This window comes from Mucilaginibacter sp. P25, from assembly GCF_050859465.1.
GTDB classification, from domain to species: domain Bacteria; phylum Bacteroidota; class Bacteroidia; order Sphingobacteriales; family Sphingobacteriaceae; genus Mucilaginibacter; species Mucilaginibacter gossypii.
On the sequence record NZ_CP193937.1, the window covers coordinates 135,727 to 156,604 of the forward strand.

Consider the following 20,878-nt stretch of genomic DNA (forward strand, 5'->3'; position numbering starts at 1 on the left):
TATCCTTATTACGATGGCCGAGACGAGATAAAAATGGCGTTGCCAGTATTTACCGCATTGATATTACTGATATCAATATCTTCCATCACGCCACCATCAACACACTCCAAAGCAATGGCTGACCGGTAGGTATCGTAAATTTTCACATTCTTTATCGTTATCTTTTTAAAACCTCCACGCGAAGCCGTGCCAAATTTGATGCCGCTTGCGCTTGACCTGGTGGTACAGTTTGCTACATAAATATTTTCACAGCAGCTGTTCCTGTCGCTTGATTTTAGGCAGATGCCATCATCATCGGCATTAAAAAAGCTATTGGTAAGCTTTACATTTTGGCAGTCGACCAAATCAATACCGTCGTTATTCCAATAAGTATTGCTTTCTACTTTTATACTGTCAATAACCAGATCGCGGCATTTGGTGTAATCCTGTACCCATACCAAACCGTTTTTCATGGTTACACCTTTTATCTGCACATCGGTGCAATTGGAAAAATGGATCAGCTTAGGGCGGTTAGGTTCCTCGGGCTGGGTTTGCCCCCAGGGGTTTTGTTTTTGCCATAACGAATCTCTTAATTTCCCTGCCTTCAGCATCGCGAAAAGGTCTTTCAGTAATTCTTCACCGTTTCCGTCAATGGTGCCTTTACCTGTTATGGCAATATGCTGCAGGTTATTGGCGGCTATCAATGGCGCTGCATGGCCTTCGCCATAATCAATTCTTTTTGCGCTGCCCAGCAATACAGCATTTTTGGCAAGGTTAAGAGTAACATTTGATTTTAGGCTGATAGCAGCCGTTAAGAACTTTCCGGCAGGCACGTATACAGTACCGCCTCCCTGTGCGCTTGCATTATCAATAGCTTTTTGAATGCTGATTGTATTGTTGGTCATACCATCGGCCTTGGCACCATAATCGGTAATGTTAAATACTTTTTGCTGCGCAAAACAGGCAAATGGCGTTATAAGCAGCATTAAAAAATGAAGGATTTTCATTATTAGTTATAATTAAAAGAAAAATTCAAGCAGGTTTATCGCTTATTGAGTTTACGAACAATGAAGCGTTTAATTGTATATTAAACACCTAAACTATTAAACTTTCAATTTAATTAACGGTGGCGGTGTACTTTTATTTACGTAAACGTTTACGTAAAAGCAGTAATATTGACAATAACCCTTATTAAACTTACGCTTTATTACTACACGTTAATATATCAAACAATGCTTTTGGTTTAAATCAATTTTATATCTTTGCCCCTGTCTGCTCCCGTAGTTCAATGGATAGAATTATGGTTTCCGGTACCATCGATATGAGTTCGAATCTCGTCGGGAGCACAAAAGAGACTTGCAAGTTGCAAGTCTCTTTTTGTGTCATCTATTCATCTCCCCATATCTCTTCCTATACGCCGTAGGGTTCTCTCCTTTATATTTTTTAAAAATACGGTTCAGGTGACTTTCATCTGTAAAACCAAACTCATAGGCTATTTCGCTCATGCGTTTATCGGTGTATTGCAGGCGGGTTTCAATCAGTTTCAGTTTATAGCTTGTGATATACTGCTGCAAGCTTTCGCCGGTGGTTTTCTTAAAATATTCGCTGATGTAGTTGGGCGAAAAATTAAATGAGGAGGCTATACACTCGGCTTTCAGGCGGTCGGGCTGGTAAATATATTCGTGGATATAGTTAAGCAGCGGCAACGTAGTTGTTGAAGGTTGTTTTAAAACATTGGCATGCTGCTGTAGCGTGATATTGCGGGCGGCAATAGTTATAATAGTATTCATCAATTGCTCAACTACCTCATTATGCTGTGGAAAATCATTTGAAGTTTCCCGTTGTAGTGCTTCTATCAGAGCCCTTACCAGCGGCTTATCGGTAACTGTTTTAAGGATGCAACCGGGCAAATGGTTATGGTTATGAAAAATGTATTCCATTTTTTTAACCCACTTTTCGCTTTGTGTTTTCAGGTAGCTATCAGTAAAGCGGATGAAGTAAAAGCGGGTTAGCTCGTGCACCTCAAAGCCGTGGTGATCTTCCGGAAAAATCAAAAAGAATTTATTAGAAGCATAAGGCAGTTCATGCCCGTTAATGATCTGGATCCCCTTGCCTTCCAGCGTAAATACCATTTCAAAAAAGTATTGCGGTGCGGTTTAGCTGTGTACTGGCTTGTTTCAAGCAACTCCAGTTCATAAGGCCTGTACAGGTTCTTGGTTTCCATACCCGTAAAGTTACAGATCATCCCACTGAATGTACAAGATCAAGGCACTGATTATACAGAACTTTGACTTATCAAAACAAAACGAAATGAACACTACATCTTTTTTGCTTTTAAGACTGGCTATTGGGGCCAGCATGTTTGGTCACGGATTGGTTCGCTTACCTAAATTGAGTGGTTTTAGCCAGTGGATGGTTGGCACATTTGAAAAATCAATGCTGCCTAAAGCTATGGTAACACCTTTTAGTTACCTGTTACCAATTGCCGAATTTACCATAGGTATACTGCTCTTATCAGGCCTGTTTACCAAACCCGCTTTAATTGGCGGTGGCCTGGTAATGATCATATTAATATTAGGCAGCTGTTTGATCGAGAATTGGGAGATCCTTCCTTCACAACTGATCCATGCTGCTTTCTTCGCCGTACTTCTTCAGTTTGCGGCTAGCAATACCTATTCATTAGATAACCTTTTCTTCAATAAATAATATCATGAGCTCAAGAAGAGATTTTGTAAAACAAGGCGGGCTTTTAGGGTTGGCCGGCCTTGTGGGCAGTAATTTAACATCAGCTAAACAAAGCACACCTTTAAACAACTTTAACACCTCAAAATGGGCCGATGGTTCAAAACTGGTGGTTTCAGTATCCATGCAGTTTGAAGCAGGCGGTCAGCCGGATAACGCCGAAAGCCCGTTTCCGCAAAACATGCAAAAAGGCTTTATTGATTTGCCCGGTGCAACCTGGTTTCAATATGGTTATAAAGAAGGGATCCCCCGCATGCTGGATAACTGGGACAAGCTGGGCATAAAAGTAACATCGCACATGGTTGGTTCGGCTGTGCTCAAGAACCCGGGATTAGCCAAAGAAATTGTTGACCGTGGGCACGAAGCAGCAGCGCATGGTATGAACTGGGCAACGCAGTACACCATGCCTTATGAACAGGAAAAGCAGTTTATAAAAGATGGCGCCGATGCCATTAAAAAAGTAACCGGCTTTACTCCCGTAGGCTACAATGCCAACTGGCTGCGCCGCGGCGAAAACACGCTGAAAATATTACAGGAACTTGGTTTCGTATACCATATTGACGATTTGAGCCGCGATGAGCCTTTCATCATCCCGGTAAATCAAAAAGACTTCGTGGTGGTGCCTTATACCATCCGTAACAACGATATCGTGCTGATTGAAGGCAAAAATTTCTCGGCAGACCAATTTCTCACACAGGTAAAAATGGAATTCGACCAGCTTTATGCCGAGGCTGAGTTTAAACGCCGCCAAATGTCAATCAGTTTCCACGATCGCATTGGCGGTACCCCGCAAATGGTTAAAGCCGCCAATGATCTGATCAAATACATACAACAGCACAAAGGCGTAAGCTTTAAACGCAAAGATGAGATCGCTAAAATGGCTTTGGAGGATAAAACGACGATAAAAGAAAGTTAATCCTCTGACTAAAGCAGGCCTGTCAGTCTGAGCTTGTCGAAGACTCGCGCGTAGAGCCCCGCCCACTATGCCTCGACGGGCCCAGCATTACGCCTATTTTAAATAAACAGGTTATGTTGAACTTGTTTCAACACCCCACATAACAAGTAGCCGATTTGCTTAGCACGGTTGCTTAACTATTGGGATGTTGAAACAAGTTCAACATGACTTTTATTTTTATTTTCATTCCTAATTCTCCTTCATACCCGGATATTGGTCAAAAAGAGCTTTTAACTTTTGGGCCATTTCAGGGTATTCTTTTATTACGTTAGTACGCTCACTAGGGTCATAAGCCAGGTTAAACAGTTCGGTTTTTGCAGGTAGCGGTGAACCTGCTACGCCACCAACGTTGTTATTTGCCTTTACTTCACGATACTTCCAGTCGCCAAGGCGTACGGCTTCGCAAACGCTGTTGTTGTAATAATAAATAGGTTTGTGTTCCGGGTGTTTAGGTGCTTTGCCGGTCAGCACATCAGCTATCGACTGCCCATCCAGTGTACGGCCTTTCGGCAGCGGGGCACCAGTCCAATTGGCAAGGGTAGGCAATACATCGAGGTTGCTCATCATACTGGTAATGCTTGCGCCAACCGGGGTATGGTTTTCCAGTAAACGATGAATGGCTCGCGTACACCGCCCTCATAAGATAAGCCTTTGCTGCCGCGAAAAACTCCGGCTGTGCCCGCATCCCAATGTTTGGTGGCGCTATCGCCCAGCATCCGGTCAGGGAAATCTATCCACGGACCATTATCGCTCGAAAACATAAATATCGTATTATCAGCCAGTCCCTGTTTTTCCAGCTCGTTCCAAACCTGGCCAAGGCTTTCATCAAGCTGCTCAACCACATCGCCTAAATGACCGCCATCGCTTCTGTTTTTATTTTTTGCTGATGATGCAAAGGCTACCGGCAAATGCGGCATATTGTGAGCGAGATATAAGAAAAACGGCTTATCACCCTTTTTCTGCTCCTTAATAAAGCGGATAGCTTCGCGCTTGTATAACTCAATCAATGATGAATCGGCAGGTCTTAGAACTTCGGGCTTATGATTGCGGAATACTTTAATAGTTGTATCTGTTTTAACATAAGGCGAACGGTAGTCATGACTGTACAGCAAACCATAGTATGAATCAAAACCCTGCGCCATGGGATGGTTGTAAGCTGCATGATCGCCAAGATGCCATTTGCCTATCATGGCTGTTTTATAGCCAATTTGTTTCAGCATTTCGGCAATGGTAACTTCCTGATCAGGAATCCCAAGCGATGAACCGGGCCCTATAGGGTAAGGCAAATTCATCCTTGATGCATAACGCCCGGTTAGTAATGAAGCCCTTGATGGTGTACAGGTTGGGCTGCTTACCACGTAATTAGTTGCCCTCACACCTTTTTGCGCCATCTTATCTAAAAATGGCGTACGGATCACCGGGTTACCATAGCAACTTAAATCGGAGTACCCCATATCATCGGCCAAAACAAAAATGATATTAGGTAATTGCTTTTTTTGTGCCGAAGCAGGTACAATTAAAAATATGAAAGCCAAAAGGAAAAGGCCTTTGCAGGTTAATTTGGTGAGACGTTTCATTACCCGGTGAAAATAGTTTTTTATAACGGATGACCGTTAAAGATAACTTAACTTTTACAATGGGGAATGGAATAACTATTTGAATAATGTTTTTCAAATCCCCTCTTGAGAGTAATAGCCCATGAAAAGGCAGGAATAATTTGTATATTTATGATAATGAATATCATAGAGACGATTAAGCGTTTTCCAGATCAGTCCAGTTGCATAGACTATCTTGAAGGATTAAGATGGCAAGGATTGCCAGAATGCCCGTATTGCAACAGCAAACGGAGCAGCAAGCGCCAGGAAAGCCAACGGCATATTTGCAATAGCTGTAACCGCAGCTATAGCGTTTTGGTCGGCACTGTTTTCGAGGGCACCAAACTTCCTTTGCCGCAATGGTTTTTGGCTATTTCATTAATGCTGAATGCGAAAAAGGGGTTATCTGCACGTCAGTTAAGCAGGGATCTGGGATGCAATCGTAAGACAGGCTGGTATTTGCAGATGCGGATACGGGAAGCCATGCGGGACGGCGGGGATGGCGGTTTGTTTAAGGGTATTGTTGAGGTAGATGAGACTTATTTAGGTGGTAAAAAAGCCAATCACTCAAAGAAAAAGCGGCAGGAAAGGCGCGATAATAATTTGCAGGTCACCGGCATGCAGGATAAACAGCCCGTGATTGGGTTATTGGAGCGGGATGGCCGTCTAAAGCTTCAGGTCATAGATAAGGCACATGGGAAAACGCTCAAACCCATTGTTGAACAATCAGTGAGCACAGATGCTACTATTGTAACGGACGGCTTTGGTGGATATGCCGGTTTAAATAAAATATTCCGTGAACATCAGGTATTAAACAAGGAAAAAGAAGAGTATGCCCGGGGAGAGTATCACACCAATACGATTGAGGGCTTTTGGACATTGTTAAAACGGGGGATATATGGTCAATACCATAAAGTATCGCTCAGACATTTGCAATCATACCTGAATGAGTTCACATTTAAATATAACAATAGAGGCAATAACCAGGTGTTTAACTTTTTAATTAACAAAATGGCTACTGCCTCTTGATGGGCTATTACTCTCTTGAGAGGGGGCGCGATGGAGTGAGTGATAGCAGGGGTGTGTTTCTGCGGCATGTTTATCAAAAGCTGAGACACACCCCTCCGCCCCTCTCAAGAGGGGAATCGCGCTTTTCCCGCTTTTATAAATACTACTATTTATCAGCCTTGCGCAGCATCTCCCTGTGCTCCTTGCCCCATTTTATCATTTCTAAAATAATGCCGCCAAAACTCCGGCAATACTCTGTAGATTCATACTCAATTAAAACCGGCGAAGTTGGCGTTACAGTACGTTTAACAAGCTTATTCCTTTCCATAGTTTTCAGCTCGCGCGATAACATACGCGTGGTGATGCCGGGAATGCTCCGCTCAATTTCTCTGAAACGTTTGTTTCCATTGCAAATGGAATTAATGATTGGCAGTGTCCATTTACCGCCAATAACATACATGGTATCTTGTAAAGCCTGCCGCTCATCGGCATGATTACGTTGGTGTGACGTTATTTCCTCTTCCATACTGGTATACTCTGTGTAACTGATTACAAAATTATATCAATTCCAGTATACTTTTGCATAAAAAATAAAATACCATGTCAAAAACAGTTTTTATAACCGGAACCAGCAGCGGACTGGGCAAATTAACCGCTAAACATTTTGCACAACAAGGCTGGAATGTAGCCGCTACCATGCGTACCCCCGAAAAGGAAACCGAACTAACACAATATCCCAATATCAAAATATTTAAGTTAGATGTAACCAACCTTGATCAGGTAAAAACGGCAACTGAACAAGCGATAGCCGCTTTCGGTAAAATTGATGTTGTGGTAAACAATGCAGGTATGGGTACGTACGGCGCATTGGAGCTTGCTAAAGAAGAAGACATCGACTGGCAGTTTGCGGTAAATGCCCGCGGCCCTATCAACGTGATCCGTGCGTTCCTGCCCCATTTCAGGCAAAACAATGGGGGCATGTTCATCAACATCAGCTCCTTTATGGGTATTACTACCGCTGTACCGCTTGGCTCATTATACAACATGTCGAAATTTGCGCTGGAGGGCCTTACCGAAGGGCTCTATTACGAACTAAAACCGCTTAATATTCATTTAAGGCTGATAGAGCAAGGCGGATCCAAAGGCAACAACTTTGTTGAAAGCGTGGTTTGGAACCAAAACCCGGATATAACCGCGTACATTGAACTTAACAGCAAACTGCAAAACCTGATGGGCTCACGCGATGAATCACAACTTGATGATCCGATGCTTATTGTTAACGCTATTGATGATCTTGCTACCGGCAAAAGCGACAAGTTCCGCACCGTTATAGGCGATATGGGTAACATGCTGATGAATATGCGCAGTACTATGCCTATTGAGGAATATATGGAGAAAATGAGCAGCTTCTTTTAATGAACCTTGATTTGTAGGATTTTAGGATTGCCTTGATAAACCGAGCCTAATGAACCAGCTCGTATATTGGGGCAATTATTATTATCAGCATTAAGGGCTTACAGTTTACCGATCGGTTTCTTGTAACAGACTTATACAATCATCATATAATTCGTAAGTTGCATTGGGTGCCCTATCTTTTACTACCTGGCATGCTATAAATTCTATTATCTGATGCCTGTTATTAATAGGTATCCCTGTTTTTTCAAACCAACTTTCCGCTGTCGGAATATATATCAATGCAACGTACCTGCCGGCAGCTAACTCGTACAGAAACTTCAACTTAATATCTCCATCCCTATAAATAACGTACCCTTCACGACCGTTATCAATATATTCTAACTGCTTAGATACCATATCATTTATTATTCTTTCTCTATCTACTAATATAGCTTCTTTATCTAATATGGCTTCTTTATCCGATACCTAACGATCAAAACCTGTAGACCGACCTTTTCAACAAAGCAACTTGAGCTTTTCAACAAAACGCCGCGCCACCTGCCAGCTTAACTTTGTGTTATCAAAATAAAGATAACACTATGAAAAAAGTATGGTTTATAACAGGCAGCGCCCGCGGATTAGGCCGCAGCCTTACAGAAGCAGTTTTAGCAGCAGGTGATAATGTTGCCGCTACAGCACGTAACCCAGAGCAATTAAAAGATCTGGCTGATAAATATCCCGGGCAGGTATATCCGATAAAATTAGATGTTACCGATTACCCGGCAGTACATAAAGCCGTTGCCGATGCGGTAGCCCACTTTGGCAAAATTGATGTATTGGTAAATAACGCCGGTTTTGGTATCATTGGCGCAGCCGAAGCATTTATTGATGAGCAGGTACGCAGTCAGCTGGAAACAAACCTTTATGCACCCATCGAAATCACCCGCGCGGTATTGCCTTATATGCGCAAACAACGTTCGGGCCGTATTTTACAGATCAGCTCGGTTGGTGGTCGCGTTGGTAATGCAGGTTTAAGCATGTACCAGGCAGCTAAGTTTGGTTTGAGCGGCTTCACCGAAGCTTTAGCTAAAGAAGTAAAGCCACTTGGCATACTGGTTACCAGCGTTGAGCCTGGAGGCTTCCGTACCGATTGGGCCGGCGACTCGATGAGCTATGCACCAAAGGTAGAAGGCTATGAACAAACTGTTGACGCGCGTGCCGATTATTTATCGAGCGGCAAATTTATTCCTGTAGGTGACCCCAAAAAAGCAGCGAAGGTAATGGTTGATCTTGTTGAACATCCGGAGCCTCCTGTACACCTTATATTGGGCAGCGAAGCCGCCGGCTTATTAAAAGCTGCCGATGAAGCACGCAAAGCCGAATTTGAAAAATGGCTTCCAATTACAACTTCAACTGATCATGCCGAAGCAGAGGATTTTCTGAATACAGAATTTGGGAAATCAATAACAGCTCAAAAAGCATAATATAATTTCGGTTGTGGGGACTGTTCCCGGGGATATACCAGACTTACGAAACTTTCAAAACTTCGTAAGTCTTTCTTTATTATTAAATTTGAACAACATGCCTGTGTCAAATACAAAAACGTCGCCGCGGATACTTTATTCCTGCTACTCGCAAGTGAGCAGGGCCGGCGAGCAATTTATTGCCGACCATGTATTCGGCTATATCCTCTCCGGCGATTCGGAGCTTTATGTAAACGGTAAAAACTATTATTTTAAACAGGGCGATTACCGCTTTTTGAAACGGAACGAACTGGCAAAATTTGTAAAGCATCCACCCGCAGGCGGTGAGTTCAAAACCATCACGATCGGCATGGATCAAACTACCCTGCAAAGCATGAGCGCCGAACTTGATTTGCAAGCAGATGGCCAGTATTCAGGCGAAAGCGCTTTGTTTCTGAGACCAAACGAGCTTTTCAACAATTACATTGCATCGTTAAGTCCTTATATGGATAAAACCGGCGACAGAAATCAGCCCGGCCCTTACCCTGCACAAGGTAAAGGAAGCTGTGATGATATTGCTTGAAACCAATCCGGAGCTAAAAAATATCCTCTTTGATTTCAGCGAACCCGGCAAAATTGACCTCGCGGCATTCATGGCTCAAAACTATCGCTTCAATGTCGATTTAAACCGCTTTGCCTATTTAACCGGTCGCAGCCTGGCAACGTTTAAGCGCGATTTTGAACGGATCTTTAATATATCACCCAACCGGTGGATCCAACAGCAACGATTGAAGGACGCTTATTTCCTGATCAAAGAAAAGAAGCACAAGGTATCTGATGTTTATATCAATGTGGGCTTTAAAGATCTCTCCCACTTTTCCTTCGCCTTTAAAAAAGCTTATGGGGTAGCGCCGTCGGCGGTGTAACCGCTGAGGTAGAGTCAAGAAATCAAGAATCAGGAAACAAGAAGTCAGGACTTAAGAATCAGGACGAGAAAAGGAGTCAAGCAATCATGAGTCAAGAGCTAAGACATAAAAAAGCCAGGAATGGATTAGATCTCATTTCCTGGCTCTTGTATCTTATTGTCTTGACTCTAAATTCTTAATTCTTGACTCTTGCCGTCTTGGGTCTATTCCCTAAACGTTAAACCTGAAGTGCATAATATCGCCATCCTGCACAATGTAGGTTTTACCTTCAACACCCAGCTTGCCGTTTTCTTTGATCACAGCTTCAGAACCGTTGAATTTCACAAAATCTTCGTATTTAATTACTTCGGCACGGATAAAGCCTTTTTCAAAATCGGTATGGATCACACCTGCTGCCTGTGGCGCGGTGAAACCCTGGGTAATAGTCCAGGCACGAACTTCCTGCACACCGGCAGTAAAGTAAGTAGCCAGATTTAATAACCTGTATGCCGCTTTGATCAGCTTGTTAACACCCGATTCGGTAAGACCAAGGTCATCCAAAAACATCTGGCGTTCTTCATAGGTTTCCAGTTGTGAAATTTCAGATTCAATTTGGGCTGAAATGATCAGCACTTCGGCATTTTCATCTTTAACGGCTGCTTTTACTTTTTCAACGTAAGCATTACCGGTACTTACCGAACCTTCATCAACATTACAAACATATAATACCGGTTTGGCGGTAAGCAGCCAAAGGTCGGCTACATATTCTTTATCTTCTTCCTCAACAGGTGCAGTACGGGCCGACTTACCTTCCAGCAGGTGATTTTTATAAACGGTTAAAACATCGAAGGTTTTTTTGGCCTCTTTGTCGCCACCGGTTTTAGCCATCTTTTCAACCTTCTGGATCTTTTTCTCGATAGATTCAAGGTCCTTTAGCTGCAGTTCAGTATCAATGATCTCTTTATCGCGGATAGGATCAACCGAGCCATCAACATGGATCACATTATCGTTATCAAAGCAACGTAATACGTGGATGATAGCATTGGTAGCGCGAATATTCGCCAAAAACTGGTTACCTAAACCTTCGCCTTTGCTGGCCCCTTTAACCAGGCCGGCAATATCAACTATCTCTATAACGTTTGGTACAATTGATTTTGGCTGTACTATTTCGGTAAGCTTTGTTAAGCGCTCATCCGGCACTGTAATTACACCCACGTTTGGCTCGATGGTACAAAACGGAAAATTAGCCGCCTGTGCCTTAGCGTTTGATAAGCAATTAAAAAGTGTCGATTTGCCCACATTCGGCAAACCTACTATACCACATTGTAAACCCATTTTTGTGTTTTTAGTTGATTGAGTGAATGGTTGATTGGGTTGATTAAGTTTTGATTTTGGTAAACTAATCAACCATTTAACCTAATAAACCACTCACTTTAAAAAGCGCAAAGATAACAGAAAATTTTGCCTTATAATTTGAAAAAATAAACGACTTTTGCGCTCGGAAAAAAGAAGCAAAATATTAATACACCGATGTAAAAAAGGAGGGCCTATATATGGAAGAAATGGTTGAGCAAGTAGAATTGTTACTGGAAAAACAAGACGATACCCAATTACAGGAATATTTGAACAACCTTAACATATCGGATGTTGAAGAACTGATTGGTGAACTTCCTGAACATGGCCCAAAATTCATCGAAACCCTTTCGCTTAACCGCGCGGTTAACGTGTTCCGCATCCTTGAATTCCCTGTGCAAGAGCGGATCATCAAAAAACTTTCGGGTCAAAAGCTTGAAGATCTGATCAACGAACTCCCTCCTGACGACCGTACGTCACTTTTCAGCGAATTGCATGGTGACGCCGTTCAAAAACTTATCCAAAAACTTTCACGCGAAAACCGCGAGGAGGCTTTAAAACTTTTAGGTTACGAAGAAGAAAGCGTTGGCCGCTTAATGACACCCGACTATATTGCCGTTAAACGCACCTGGGACGTAAGCCGTGTGCTTTCGCACATTCGCCGGTATGGTAAAAACTCAGAGACCATCGATGTTATTTATGTAATTGATGAGCACGGTGTTTTACTTGATGACATCCGGATCCGTGAGATCTTATTGGTAAAGCCCGAAACCAAGGTGAGTGAGCTAATGGATGGTCGTTTGATTTCGCTTAGTGCCAGTGATCCGCAGGAAGAAGCAATCAACGTTTTCAGGATGAATAACCGCACCGCCCTACCTGTTGTTGATAATAATGACGTATTGCTTGGCATTGTAACAGTTGACGACATCCTTTGGATAGCTAACGAAGAATATACCGAAGATATCCAAAAAATAGGTGGTACGGAAGCGCTGGATGAACCATATCTTGATATCAACCTTTTTAAACTTGTAAAAAAACGCGTAGGCTGGCTCATCATTTTATTTTTAGGTGAGATGCTTACCGCTACCGCTATGGGTTATTTTGGCGATGAGATCTCCAAAGTAGTTGTACTGGCTTATTTTATTCCATTAATTATTTCGAGCGGTGGTAACAGTGGTTCGCAGGCTTCAACCCTCATTATCCAGGCCATGGCCCTTGGTGAAGTTACCGTTGCCGACTGGTGGCGGGTAATGCGGCGGGAAATCCTTTCGGGTTTAATGCTTGGTGTTTGTTTAGGTTTGATAGGCTTTTTACGTATAGCGGCCTGGAGCATGTTCAGCAATATTTACGGCCCGCACTGGATGCTGGTAGGTTTTACAGTAGGCGCATCCCTTATCGGCATTGTTTTATGGGGGTCTTTGTCAGGTTCGATGCTACCGCTCTTGTTGAAGAAACTTGGTGCCGACCCTGCTACCTCGTCGGCTCCGTTTGTAGCCACCCTGGTAGATGTTACCGGTTTGATTATTTACTTTACTATAGCCGTAATATTTATGCGGGGTATATTATTGTAATCCTCGTTTTCAAATATAACACACGAAAAAAGCCCTGTTTCTTAATAAGAAGCAGGGCTTTAATTATTTTAGTTTAGTGTTGTTCTGTAGTAATTAGATCTCAAACGAAAAATCTTCATCGGCAGATGCCCTGGCAATTTCAGGGTTTTCGCTGTACTCATAGCGTTTCTCAACTACCTCCTGGTTTGATTTGATGTAGTCGATGGTATCTTTCAAACCTTCGGCAAATTTTTCAAAGTCTTCTTTATATAAAAAGATCTTGTGTTTTACAAACACCCCATCTTCCAAACGTTTTTTGCTTTCAGTAATAGTAACATAATAATCGTTTGAACGGGTTGCTTTTACATCAAAAAAATAGGTCCGCTTCCCGGCTCTCACCTTCTTCGAATAAACCTCTTCACGCTCTCTATTGTCAAAATCTCCCATATATATTTACCTGTAATTAGTTTTGGTTGGCATAAATATAAATAAATTTTCAAAGTGCAAGTATTTTATTCGTTATTATTGAGTTTTTTGAAACAAAAGTGTCATTTTTTTGTGTGGATGACCAATTACAGGTGAGCTGTGAAAAGAGAGCGCATACCAGTTCATCTCCCTACTGGCACAAGTGTTGTGCGGAGGTTGCGGGAATGCTCACTTGTACCCATTCGTTATGCGTTTTGCTCTTCTTCCAGTAATTGTTTTTCGTAAAGCTCAAAGTAGGTGCCTTTAAGCTGCATGAGGTACGCATGGTTACCCTGCTCAACAATTTCGCCGTTATCCATTACCAGGATCTTGTCGGCATTTTTTATGGTGGAAATGCGGTGGGCTATGATGATGCTTGTTTTATCCTGCATTACCCGGCCAAGGTTATTCAAGATCTCCTCTTCCGTGCGGGTATCAACTGCCGAAAGACAATCGTCAAAGATCAAAACCTGCGGATGCTTAAATATGGCGCGTGCAATGGATACGCGTTGCTTTTGCCCGCCCGATAAGGTAACGCCGCGTTCGCCGATGAGTGTTGTAAAACCCTCTTCCAACTCAATGATATTATTGTATACCGCGGCATCTTTGGCGGCCTGCTCAACAACCGGCATATTTAGTACATCGGCGCTAAAAGCAATGTTATTGGCTATGGTATCCGAAAACAGGAAAACCTCCTGCGGTACAAAACCTATTTGCGAGCGATAGTTTTCGAGGCCAAGTGATTTTATCGGCCGACCGTCAATGGTGATCTCCCCGCCTGTAGTATCATACATACGCATTACCAGGTTGGCAATGGTTGATTTACCCGAACCTGTCCGACCTATAATTGCCAGCATCTGCCCCGGCTCTACGGTAAACGAAACATTCTTTAAGGCCTGGATGCCGGTATCGGGATAAATGAATGACACATCATCAAACTTAATCAATCCCTCAACATGGTGTTTGTCTGCAAGCGGCGAAATGATCTCGGGCTTTTCATGCAAAAATTCGTTAATGCGTTTTTGCGAGGCGGCGGCGCGTTGCACCAGTGAGGTTACCCAGCCCAGCGAAATAACCGGGAACGACAGCATATTGAGGTACACAATAAACTCGGCAATATTGCCCGGGGTAATGTTACCTTTTATTACTTCCACCCCGCCAACGTACATGGTTATTACGTTACTGAGGCCTACCAGTAATAACATGATCGGGAAAAACAGGGCTTGTACTTTAGCCAGTTCCATAGAGTGCACTTTATAGTCTTCACTCTCCTTGGCAAAGTTTTCGCGCACAAAGCCTTCGCGCACGTACGATTTGATCACCCTGATACCCGAAAAGTTTTCCTGCACAAAGCTGGATAAGCCCGACAGCCTTTCCTGGATCATCTCGCTGCGGTGATTGATAATATTGTTTACATAGTAAATAACACCGGCCAAAATAGGCAATGGCAATACCGAAAAAATGGCCAGTTGTACGTTTACTGTAAGCATGGCATATATTACCATAACAAACAATACTACGGTATTGATGGAGTACATAATCCCCGGCCCAAGGTACATGCGCACACGGCTAACATCCTCCGTTACCCGGTTCATTAAATCTCCGGTATTGTGGCGGCGATAAAAGGCGAGAGAAAGTTCCTGGTAGTGGTTGTAGATCTCGTTTTTTAAATCGTACTCGATATGGCGCGACATGAGGATGATGGTTTGCCTCATAAAAAACAGGAACAGGCCCCGCAGCAAGGCCAGCACCAATACCAGTGTACCAAACAGGAATAAGCTGGTACCGAAAATATCGTAAATAAAACTCTGCCTGTCGAAACCCGAGAAAAGCTGGTAGGCCCCTATGTTTTCGGTAACCAGGTCAAAAGCTACGCGGATAACCTGTGCCGGCAGCACACCAAAAACATTGGATATAATTACAAACAACACACCCGGGATAAGCCGCCAGCGGTATTTGTAAAAAAACTTATTAAGGTATGCGAGGTCTTTCATTTATTATTATAGTCCGGAAGTCGGGAATGTCCGAAAGTCGGAAAGCCCTGACATAATAATCAAAAGTATTAAAATTTGGGGAGAGTGATGGAATGGAAAAGTCGGGAGGATGTAAGAATGTTACATTGATACACCCGTAATAATCCTGGAAGTGTTCAATTTTTAAAAGTGTGAACACTTGCATATTTTTCTAAAATAAACACCATTGATAATCAATGCATTACAAACAACACAAACGCCCTTAAAAGTCCAATTGAACACACACATCCTAATAATCAATCAGTTACAAAATCAAGAAGTAAAAAGTTGAACACCCGTTTTTTAAAAGTTGAACACTGACAGGATCATGCCAGTATGATTGCGCTTTGTTAATTAATCGTTTATCAAAAGTAAGGGGCTACACGTCATCAATTTTTAACAAGCGGAGCGCCAGGCCGCATGAGGCTTGTCAATAAATTTTAAGCTAACAGGCTTTTAATATTACTGTTTTAAATACCAGGCTCCGTAAAATCAAACACAATGGCCGGTGTTTCCTGCAATAACAGTACCTTCGCCGCGTTTACAAAACGGAAGCGGGTAATATTGATCTGCTTCTATAATTTATAATTAAACTTAACCTTTGACCAAAATATCTCTCTCGCTCCTGATGACTGCCAAATTACGTACACTCCCTTTATACTTATTACTTATATGTTTCTTTGCAACCGGATGTAAAAAGACCGATAGTCCACCAAAGCCAACTACAACAATAGCTATTAATCCTTCATCGTTAAATGTAGTTAAAAACCCGATCTATTCTTACCGGTTAGAAGCAACGGTTAGCAATGGCTCGGGATCTGAGCAAATAACCTGGAGCTCCGAAAACACCAGGATAGCAACAGTTACTGCCAATGGCTTGGTTTCGTGCTTAGCGGCAGGGCAAACCAATATTGTTGCTACCCTTACAGATGGAAAAACCTTTGCTAAATGTAAAGTGACCATTACCGACGAAAACGATTACAAATATAGGCTCATACTTAAAGACAAGGGCACATCTGCTTATTCGATAAATAAACCATCCGAATTTTTATCGGCGCGAGCAATTGAGCGCCGCCGGAAACGTAATATCCCAATTGATGGAACAGACCTCCCGATCTCTCCCGATTATATTAAAGCGATAAAACAGGTAGGCGGTGTGATAGTAGCACAAAGCAAATGGCTTAACACGGTTAGTGTAAACACATCCGATCAGTTTTTGGTAGATAAATATAAAGCGCTGCCATTTGTAAAAGATGTGATATTGGTGTGGGAAGGGCCAAGACTTAGCACCCCACCTGCCAAATACAACGATATACCACAGCCTGGTTCAAACCAAACCGCGAATACGCCGCTTGATTATGGCGCGGCAACAGCAAATATCAGCACATCCAACGGGCAGGTCCTGCACAACAAGGGTTTTAAAGGCGCCGGGATTGATATTGCCGTTATTGACGCAGGCTTTATCAACCTGAAAACCAACCCGGCTTTTAACAACATTAGCATCAAGGGCGCAAAATCATTTGTTTATGAAAGTCCCGATCCATATGCTATTGATAACCACGGCGTATGGGTTACATCATGCATGGCGGTGAATAAACCCGGAACCTATGTAGGCACAGCCCCCGAAGCAAATTACTGGTTATTCCATACTGAGGATGCATCTACAGAGTATCCTATTGAAGAAGATTACTGGGTTAACGCCATTGAGTACGCCGATAGCGTTGGGGTAGATATCGTTAATTCGTCGCTTACTTATACAAATGGTTATTACCTGACCGAGGCCCGGTATAAATTTGAGGATATGGACGGAAAAACGGCAATGGCCACGAGGGCAGCCAATGTTGCATTTAACAAAGGCATTTTTATTGTATGCTGTGCAGGTAACGAACAGCAATGGGTAGGTACTCCTGCCGATTCGCCTGATGTGCTAACGGTAGGTGCAGTTAACTATACAGGTATTATTGTCCCTATCTCGTCGTTTGGAATAACAGTTGATGGCCGTGTTAAACCCGATATTGTAGCGGTGGGCATAGGAGCCGGTGTGATTAACCCGATGGGGGTTTCGGAAGAACGAATGGGCACATCCTATTCCAGCCCTATTATGTGCGGCCTGGCTGCCTGTTTATGGCAGGCTTATCCCAAACTAACTAATAGAGATCTGCTTGTGGTGCTCAGAAAATCAGCTAACAAATATAATAACCCGGTTATGCCTTACGGTTATGGCCTTGCCGATATGCAAAAAGCTATGGATTTTGCTAAAACTATATCTGATGCTAAATAATATGAATATGATATATATCCGTTACTGCAAGGCCATACTTTGCGGTAAATGCGCTCATTTATAATAAGCCACAAATTTAAACCCGAAAATTCCCTCAAAATCAAATTTGTTTTCATAATCCAATTATAATCATCAAGCCTTTAATATCTAACTAAAGGTTGTTGATACATATTTAATGGCGTTTTCATACATACTGCAACTTAATATCTTTGCCAGTATTAAAAAAACCTCTACTTTTGTGCGCTTAAAGACATTTACTTATAGTACTAATGCCTGAACAACATCCACCGGAATCCATATTTAACCAGCTTGACGCTTTCGGGCATAAGAAAGTTGTTTTTTGTACCGATCCTGATACCCATCTGAAAGCTATTATTGCAATCCACAATACAACGCTTGGCCCTGCTTTTGGCGGCGTACGTATGTGGGCCTATAAAACCGAAGGTGATGCCCTTAATGATGTATTGCGATTAGCAAAAAGCATGACCTACAAGGCAGCGATAGCCGGCCTTAACCTTGGCGGCGGCTATTCGGTGATCATCGGCGATTCGCGCCAGGACAAGAACGAAGCTTTACTGCGTAAATTTGGCCGGTTCATTAAAAACCTTAACGGCGAATTTATCGCTGCCGAAGACGTAGGCACCAGTCCGCGCGATATGGAGTACATTAAAATGGAAACCAACCATGTTACCGGCGCTCCTGAAAACATCGGCGGCAGCGGTGACCCATCGCCAATAACAGCGCTGGGCGTTTTGATGGGCATTAAGGCTTGTGTTAGGGAAATGTACGGCAGCGACAGCTTAACAGGCAAATCGGTTATTGTACAGGGCATTGGCCATGTGGGCGAAAACCTGGTACGCCTGCTTAGGGACAGAAATGTAAAAGTTTACGCCAGCGATATTAATGAGGAACGCGTAAGCCAGATCTCCAAAAAATATGGCGCGCAGCCGGTATCAAATAATAATATTTTTGATATCGATGCCGATATTTACGCTCCCTGCGCTATGGGCGGTACCGTAAATGATCAAACCATTGCTAAATTAAAATGCGGCATTATTGCGGGTTCGGCCAATAACCAACTGCTTGACGAGAGTGTGCACGGGCAAATGCTGCTTGATAAAGGGGTTCTCTTTGCCCCCGATTATGTGATCAACGCGGGTGGTATTATTACCGGTTATTCGGAGTTGATGAATTTCAATAAAAAGCGTACCTTACAGCTTACAGAAAATATTTATGAGGCTACGCGCAATGTGTTAAAGCTGTCAAAGGCCGAAAACATTCCAACCATTAGCGCGGCCAATAAAATAGCCGAAAAACGCATTGAAGACATCAGAAAAGTAAAATCATCCTATTAAAACAATTAATTTTTATATAAACCGTTTGCATAAGCAAACCAAATCGTTCTTACAAAAATGTTAAACAGAAGGCACCTCCGGGTAAAGGTATTACAGGCACTGTACGCGTATCATCAATCAGACACGAAAGATGTTAAGCTATTCGAGAAAAACATGTTGAGCAGCATTGACCAGGTTTACGAAATGTATATCTGGATGCTATCATTAATTAATGAAGTAGTAAGTTTTGCCGCGAATGACGCACAGGAACGCGCCAACAAACACCTCCCTACCGCCGATGACTTAAATGCAAACCTAAAGATCCTCACCAACAGGTTTATCCTGAGCCTGAATGATAATAAGGAATACATTACAGCCTGGAAAAAGTACAAAGTTGACTGGACCTTTGAGCCCGAACTTGCAAAATCACTTTTCATTATCCTTAAAAACTCGCCCGAGTATGCCGAGTATCTTGCCAAAACAGACGATACACTGCAAACAGACAAGGATATCATCAAATTCATTTTCAAAAAGGTTATCCTTAAATCATCATTAGCCGAGCAGGTTTTTGAAGACAGGTTTATTTTTTGGCCTGTTGATAAAGACGTGCTCCAGGCGCTGATTGCCAAAACGTTCAAAAACTTTTCGCATGATGATTACAAGCTTAACCAGCTTGCCGAAATTACCGGCAACTGGGTTGAGGACCGTGATTTTGTGGTAAACCTGTTTCAGCAAAGCATCAGGTACAATGAGGCCTACCATGAGCTGATAGCCGCTAAAACACAAAACTGGGAGCCCGAGCGTATTGCCATGATGGATACCCTGTTAATGAAAATGGCTATAACTGAGTTTATTAACTTTAATTCTATCCCGGTTAAGGTTACTATAAACGAGTATCTTGAAATATCAAAAGAGTTTAGCACGCCTAAGAGTAATTCATTTATAAACGGTATCTTGGACAAGATTTTAATAGAGCTTAAAGCCGAAAACAAAATCAAAAAGATAGGCCGTGGCTTAATAGAATAATATTAAAAAATGAAAAAACTATTTTTAAGCTTAGTAGCAGCAGGCATGTTATTATCGGCCTGCAACAGCAGCAACGGCAACACAGCCGATAACGCTTCAAAAGCTAATGCCGATAGCGCCGCAACCGCGGCTAACGCGCCGGTAGCTAAATTTGAAAAGGAAAGCCACGATTTCGGCAAGATCAAAGAAGGCGACAAGGTATCATACGATTTCAAGTTCACCAATACCGGTAAATCGCCGTTAATTATTACCAACGCGCGTGCTACCTGCGGCTGTACTACCCCTACCTGGCCAAAAGCGCCAGTTAAACCCGGCGAAAGCGGCGTGATCAGCGTTACTTTTAACAGTGCCGGTAAAAGCGGTTTACAGGATAAACAAATAACCGTTACGGCAAACACCCAGCCTGCCGAAACTATGGTACATTTAATTGGCGAGGTTTTAAAAAAATAACAATTAATTTAAACAAATGATAGCTACTATTTTATTACAGGCTTCAAGCGGCGGCTTAGGCAGCTACGGTTCATTAGTACCAATGGTACTGATTATCGTGGTGTTTTACTTCTTTATGATCCGCCCGCAGGTTAAAAAGCAAAAAGATCAAAAAAAATACGTTGAAGAACTTAAAAAAGGCGACAGGGTTATAACTACAGCCGGCATCCACGGCCGTATCGTTGATTTAAACGAAACCACATTTTTGGTTGAGGTTGAAAACGGCAAGATCCGTTTTGATAAATCGGCCATATCGCTTGAGGCATCAAAAGCTTTGAACACACCGGTGGTTGAAAAGAAAGCGTAATTGAGCTTAAAGCATAAAG

Annotated in this window: 22 protein-coding genes and 1 tRNA gene; 14 read left to right on the forward strand and 9 right to left on the reverse strand. The window is 42.7% G+C overall.

Annotated features, from left to right (window positions below; translation table 11 throughout):
• Positions 1 to 8: 8 nt before the first annotated feature.
• Entirely contained in the window at positions 9 to 986 is a 978-nt protein-coding gene (locus ACRQ5D_RS00635; protein WP_431198952.1) for a glycoside hydrolase family 28 protein, read from the reverse strand.
• A gap of 267 nt (positions 987 to 1,253) precedes the next feature.
• Here ACRQ5D_RS00635 and ACRQ5D_RS00640 point away from each other — a divergent pair.
• A tRNA-Arg gene (locus ACRQ5D_RS00640) sits at positions 1,254 to 1,325 on the forward strand.
• 36 nt (positions 1,326 to 1,361) lie between these two features.
• Here ACRQ5D_RS00640 and ACRQ5D_RS00645 read toward each other — a convergent pair.
• Entirely contained in the window at positions 1,362 to 2,111 is a 750-nt protein-coding gene (locus tag ACRQ5D_RS00645) for a helix-turn-helix domain-containing protein (RefSeq protein ID WP_431198953.1), read from the reverse strand.
• 178 nt (positions 2,112 to 2,289) lie between these two features.
• Between ACRQ5D_RS00645 and ACRQ5D_RS00650 the strand changes: the two genes are divergently transcribed.
• Both ACRQ5D_RS00650 and ACRQ5D_RS00655 read left to right on the forward strand, forming a co-directional pair.
• Positions 2,290 to 2,685 (forward strand): DoxX family protein, encoded by a 396-nt coding sequence (locus ACRQ5D_RS00650; protein WP_091175176.1) that lies wholly within the window; start codon positions 2,290 to 2,292, stop codon positions 2,683 to 2,685.
• Positions 2,686 to 2,689: 4 nt separating this feature from the next.
• Positions 2,690 to 3,637, forward strand: a complete 948-nt coding sequence (locus tag ACRQ5D_RS00655; RefSeq protein WP_091174961.1) for a polysaccharide deacetylase family protein — start codon at positions 2,690 to 2,692, stop codon at positions 3,635 to 3,637.
• Between the two features lie 228 nt (positions 3,638 to 3,865).
• On the opposite strand, the gene ACRQ5D_RS00660 is transcribed toward ACRQ5D_RS00655, so the two are convergent.
• Both ACRQ5D_RS00660 and ACRQ5D_RS00665 read right to left on the reverse strand, forming a co-directional pair.
• Positions 3,866 to 4,243 carry a hypothetical protein gene (locus ACRQ5D_RS00660; RefSeq protein WP_256337547.1) on the reverse strand — a complete coding sequence of 126 codons (378 nt, stop codon included), beginning with the start codon at positions 4,241 to 4,243 and terminating at the stop codon, positions 3,866 to 3,868.
• Entirely contained in the window at positions 4,240 to 5,253 is a 1,014-nt protein-coding gene (locus tag ACRQ5D_RS00665; protein WP_256337546.1) for a sulfatase-like hydrolase/transferase, read from the reverse strand. Before ACRQ5D_RS00665 ends, ACRQ5D_RS00660 begins: the two co-directional genes overlap by 4 nt.
• Positions 5,254 to 5,409: 156 nt before the next feature.
• On the opposite strand from ACRQ5D_RS00665, the gene ACRQ5D_RS00670 reads away from it, so the two are divergent.
• On the forward strand, positions 5,410 to 6,300 hold the full coding sequence (locus ACRQ5D_RS00670; protein ID WP_189549506.1) for an IS1595 family transposase: 891 nt from the start codon (positions 5,410 to 5,412) through the stop codon (positions 6,298 to 6,300).
• A gap of 145 nt (positions 6,301 to 6,445) precedes the next feature.
• Here ACRQ5D_RS00670 and ACRQ5D_RS00675 read toward each other — a convergent pair whose 3' ends face one another.
• Positions 6,446 to 6,805, reverse strand: a complete 360-nt coding sequence (locus tag ACRQ5D_RS00675; RefSeq protein WP_091175184.1) for a winged helix-turn-helix transcriptional regulator — start codon at positions 6,803 to 6,805, stop codon at positions 6,446 to 6,448.
• 74 nt (positions 6,806 to 6,879) lie between these two features.
• Here ACRQ5D_RS00675 and ACRQ5D_RS00680 point away from each other — a divergent pair, with 74 nt between their 5' ends.
• A complete protein-coding gene (locus ACRQ5D_RS00680) occupies positions 6,880 to 7,695 on the forward strand; it encodes an SDR family oxidoreductase (RefSeq protein ID WP_091175186.1) in 816 nt (271 codons plus the stop codon).
• Positions 7,696 to 7,800: 105 nt separating this feature from the next.
• Here ACRQ5D_RS00680 and ACRQ5D_RS00685 read toward each other — a convergent pair whose 3' ends face one another.
• On the reverse strand, positions 7,801 to 8,091 hold the full coding sequence (locus ACRQ5D_RS00685) for a hypothetical protein (RefSeq protein WP_091175188.1): 291 nt from the start codon (positions 8,089 to 8,091) through the stop codon (positions 7,801 to 7,803).
• A 182-nt stretch (positions 8,092 to 8,273) separates the two neighbouring features.
• Here ACRQ5D_RS00685 and ACRQ5D_RS00690 point away from each other — a divergent pair, with 182 nt between their 5' ends.
• From ACRQ5D_RS00690 to ACRQ5D_RS00700, 3 genes are all read left to right on the forward strand, one after another.
• Positions 8,274 to 9,158: an oxidoreductase gene (locus ACRQ5D_RS00690; protein ID WP_091175191.1), complete on the forward strand. Its 885-nt coding sequence runs from the start codon at positions 8,274 to 8,276 to the stop codon at positions 9,156 to 9,158.
• Between the two features lie 103 nt (positions 9,159 to 9,261).
• A complete protein-coding gene (locus tag ACRQ5D_RS00695) occupies positions 9,262 to 9,720 on the forward strand; it encodes an AraC family ligand binding domain-containing protein (RefSeq protein WP_432328319.1) in 459 nt (152 codons plus the stop codon).
• Positions 9,707 to 10,063: a helix-turn-helix domain-containing protein gene (locus tag ACRQ5D_RS00700; RefSeq protein ID WP_432329676.1), complete on the forward strand. Its 357-nt coding sequence runs from the start codon at positions 9,707 to 9,709 to the stop codon at positions 10,061 to 10,063. The genes ACRQ5D_RS00695 and ACRQ5D_RS00700 overlap by 14 nt, the downstream gene beginning before the upstream one ends.
• 210 nt (positions 10,064 to 10,273) lie before the next feature.
• Here the strand turns inward: ACRQ5D_RS00700 and ychF are convergent, their stop codons facing one another.
• Entirely contained in the window at positions 10,274 to 11,377 is a 1,104-nt protein-coding gene (ychF, locus tag ACRQ5D_RS00705; protein WP_091175336.1) for a redox-regulated ATPase YchF, read from the reverse strand.
• A gap of 218 nt (positions 11,378 to 11,595) precedes the next feature.
• On the opposite strand from ychF, the gene mgtE reads away from it, so the two are divergent.
• Positions 11,596 to 12,966, forward strand: coding sequence for a magnesium transporter (mgtE, locus tag ACRQ5D_RS00710; protein ID WP_090528011.1), 1,371 nt, complete (start codon positions 11,596 to 11,598; stop codon positions 12,964 to 12,966).
• A 93-nt stretch (positions 12,967 to 13,059) separates the two neighbouring features.
• On the opposite strand, the gene ACRQ5D_RS00715 is transcribed toward mgtE, so the two are convergent.
• Together ACRQ5D_RS00715 and ACRQ5D_RS00720 are read right to left on the reverse strand one after the other, a co-directional pair.
• Positions 13,060 to 13,392 carry a DUF3276 family protein gene (locus tag ACRQ5D_RS00715; RefSeq protein WP_090528014.1) on the reverse strand — a complete coding sequence of 111 codons (333 nt, stop codon included), beginning with the start codon at positions 13,390 to 13,392 and terminating at the stop codon, positions 13,060 to 13,062.
• 224 nt (positions 13,393 to 13,616) lie between these two features.
• Positions 13,617 to 15,404: an ABC transporter ATP-binding protein gene (locus ACRQ5D_RS00720; protein WP_091175198.1), complete on the reverse strand. Its 1,788-nt coding sequence runs from the start codon at positions 15,402 to 15,404 to the stop codon at positions 13,617 to 13,619.
• 619 nt (positions 15,405 to 16,023) lie between these two features.
• On the opposite strand from ACRQ5D_RS00720, the gene ACRQ5D_RS00725 reads away from it, so the two are divergent.
• From ACRQ5D_RS00725 to yajC, 5 genes are all read left to right on the forward strand, one after another.
• Positions 16,024 to 17,703 carry a S8 family serine peptidase gene (locus tag ACRQ5D_RS00725; protein WP_143020890.1) on the forward strand — a complete coding sequence of 560 codons (1,680 nt, stop codon included), beginning with the start codon at positions 16,024 to 16,026 and terminating at the stop codon, positions 17,701 to 17,703.
• Positions 17,704 to 17,972: 269 nt separating this feature from the next.
• On the forward strand, positions 17,973 to 19,058 hold the full coding sequence (locus tag ACRQ5D_RS00730; RefSeq protein ID WP_432328322.1) for a Glu/Leu/Phe/Val family dehydrogenase: 1,086 nt from the start codon (positions 17,973 to 17,975) through the stop codon (positions 19,056 to 19,058).
• Between the two features lie 57 nt (positions 19,059 to 19,115).
• Positions 19,116 to 20,063: a transcription antitermination factor NusB gene (nusB, locus tag ACRQ5D_RS00735; RefSeq protein ID WP_091175203.1), complete on the forward strand. Its 948-nt coding sequence runs from the start codon at positions 19,116 to 19,118 to the stop codon at positions 20,061 to 20,063.
• 9 nt (positions 20,064 to 20,072) lie between these two features.
• The gene (locus ACRQ5D_RS00740; protein WP_091175205.1) at positions 20,073 to 20,513 is read left to right on the forward strand and encodes a DUF1573 domain-containing protein; all 441 of its coding nucleotides are present in this window, start codon (positions 20,073 to 20,075) and stop codon (positions 20,511 to 20,513) included.
• Positions 20,514 to 20,529: 16 nt separating this feature from the next.
• Positions 20,530 to 20,859, forward strand: a complete 330-nt coding sequence (gene yajC / locus ACRQ5D_RS00745; protein WP_091175208.1) for a preprotein translocase subunit YajC — start codon at positions 20,530 to 20,532, stop codon at positions 20,857 to 20,859.
• Positions 20,860 to 20,878 lie beyond the last annotated feature (19 nt).

Coding starts and splice junctions, on each gene's coding strand:
- ACRQ5D_RS00700 (WP_432329676.1), top strand. CDS start 9,707: ATGATATTGCTTGAAACCAATCCGGAGCTAAAAAATATCCTCTTTGAT.
- ACRQ5D_RS00680 (WP_091175186.1), top strand. CDS start 6,880: ATGTCAAAAACAGTTTTTATAACCGGAACCAGCAGCGGACTGGGCAAA.
- ACRQ5D_RS00715 (WP_090528014.1), bottom strand. CDS start 13,392: ATGGGAGATTTTGACAATAGAGAGCGTGAAGAGGTTTATTCGAAGAAG.
- ACRQ5D_RS00645 (WP_431198953.1), bottom strand. CDS start 2,111: ATGGTATTTACGCTGGAAGGCAAGGGGATCCAGATCATTAACGGGCAT.
- ACRQ5D_RS00655 (WP_091174961.1), top strand. CDS start 2,690: ATGAGCTCAAGAAGAGATTTTGTAAAACAAGGCGGGCTTTTAGGGTTG.
- ACRQ5D_RS00660 (WP_256337547.1), bottom strand. CDS start 4,243: ATGATGAGCAACCTCGATGTATTGCCTACCCTTGCCAATTGGACTGGT.
- nusB (WP_091175203.1), top strand. CDS start 19,116: ATGTTAAACAGAAGGCACCTCCGGGTAAAGGTATTACAGGCACTGTAC.
- ACRQ5D_RS00720 (WP_091175198.1), bottom strand. CDS start 15,404: ATGAAAGACCTCGCATACCTTAATAAGTTTTTTTACAAATACCGCTGG.
- ACRQ5D_RS00690 (WP_091175191.1), top strand. CDS start 8,274: ATGAAAAAAGTATGGTTTATAACAGGCAGCGCCCGCGGATTAGGCCGC.
- ACRQ5D_RS00740 (WP_091175205.1), top strand. CDS start 20,073: ATGAAAAAACTATTTTTAAGCTTAGTAGCAGCAGGCATGTTATTATCG.
- ACRQ5D_RS00670 (WP_189549506.1), top strand. CDS start 5,410: ATGAATATCATAGAGACGATTAAGCGTTTTCCAGATCAGTCCAGTTGC.
- yajC (WP_091175208.1), top strand. CDS start 20,530: ATGATAGCTACTATTTTATTACAGGCTTCAAGCGGCGGCTTAGGCAGC.
- ACRQ5D_RS00635 (WP_431198952.1), bottom strand. CDS start 986: ATGAAAATCCTTCATTTTTTAATGCTGCTTATAACGCCATTTGCCTGT.
- ACRQ5D_RS00665 (WP_256337546.1), bottom strand. CDS start 5,253: ATGAAACGTCTCACCAAATTAACCTGCAAAGGCCTTTTCCTTTTGGCT.
- ACRQ5D_RS00675 (WP_091175184.1), bottom strand. CDS start 6,805: ATGGAAGAGGAAATAACGTCACACCAACGTAATCATGCCGATGAGCGG.
- ACRQ5D_RS00650 (WP_091175176.1), top strand. CDS start 2,290: ATGAACACTACATCTTTTTTGCTTTTAAGACTGGCTATTGGGGCCAGC.
- ychF (WP_091175336.1), bottom strand. CDS start 11,377: ATGGGTTTACAATGTGGTATAGTAGGTTTGCCGAATGTGGGCAAATCG.
- ACRQ5D_RS00685 (WP_091175188.1), bottom strand. CDS start 8,091: ATGGTATCTAAGCAGTTAGAATATATTGATAACGGTCGTGAAGGGTAC.
- ACRQ5D_RS00730 (WP_432328322.1), top strand. CDS start 17,973: ATGCCTGAACAACATCCACCGGAATCCATATTTAACCAGCTTGACGCT.
- mgtE (WP_090528011.1), top strand. CDS start 11,596: ATGGAAGAAATGGTTGAGCAAGTAGAATTGTTACTGGAAAAACAAGAC.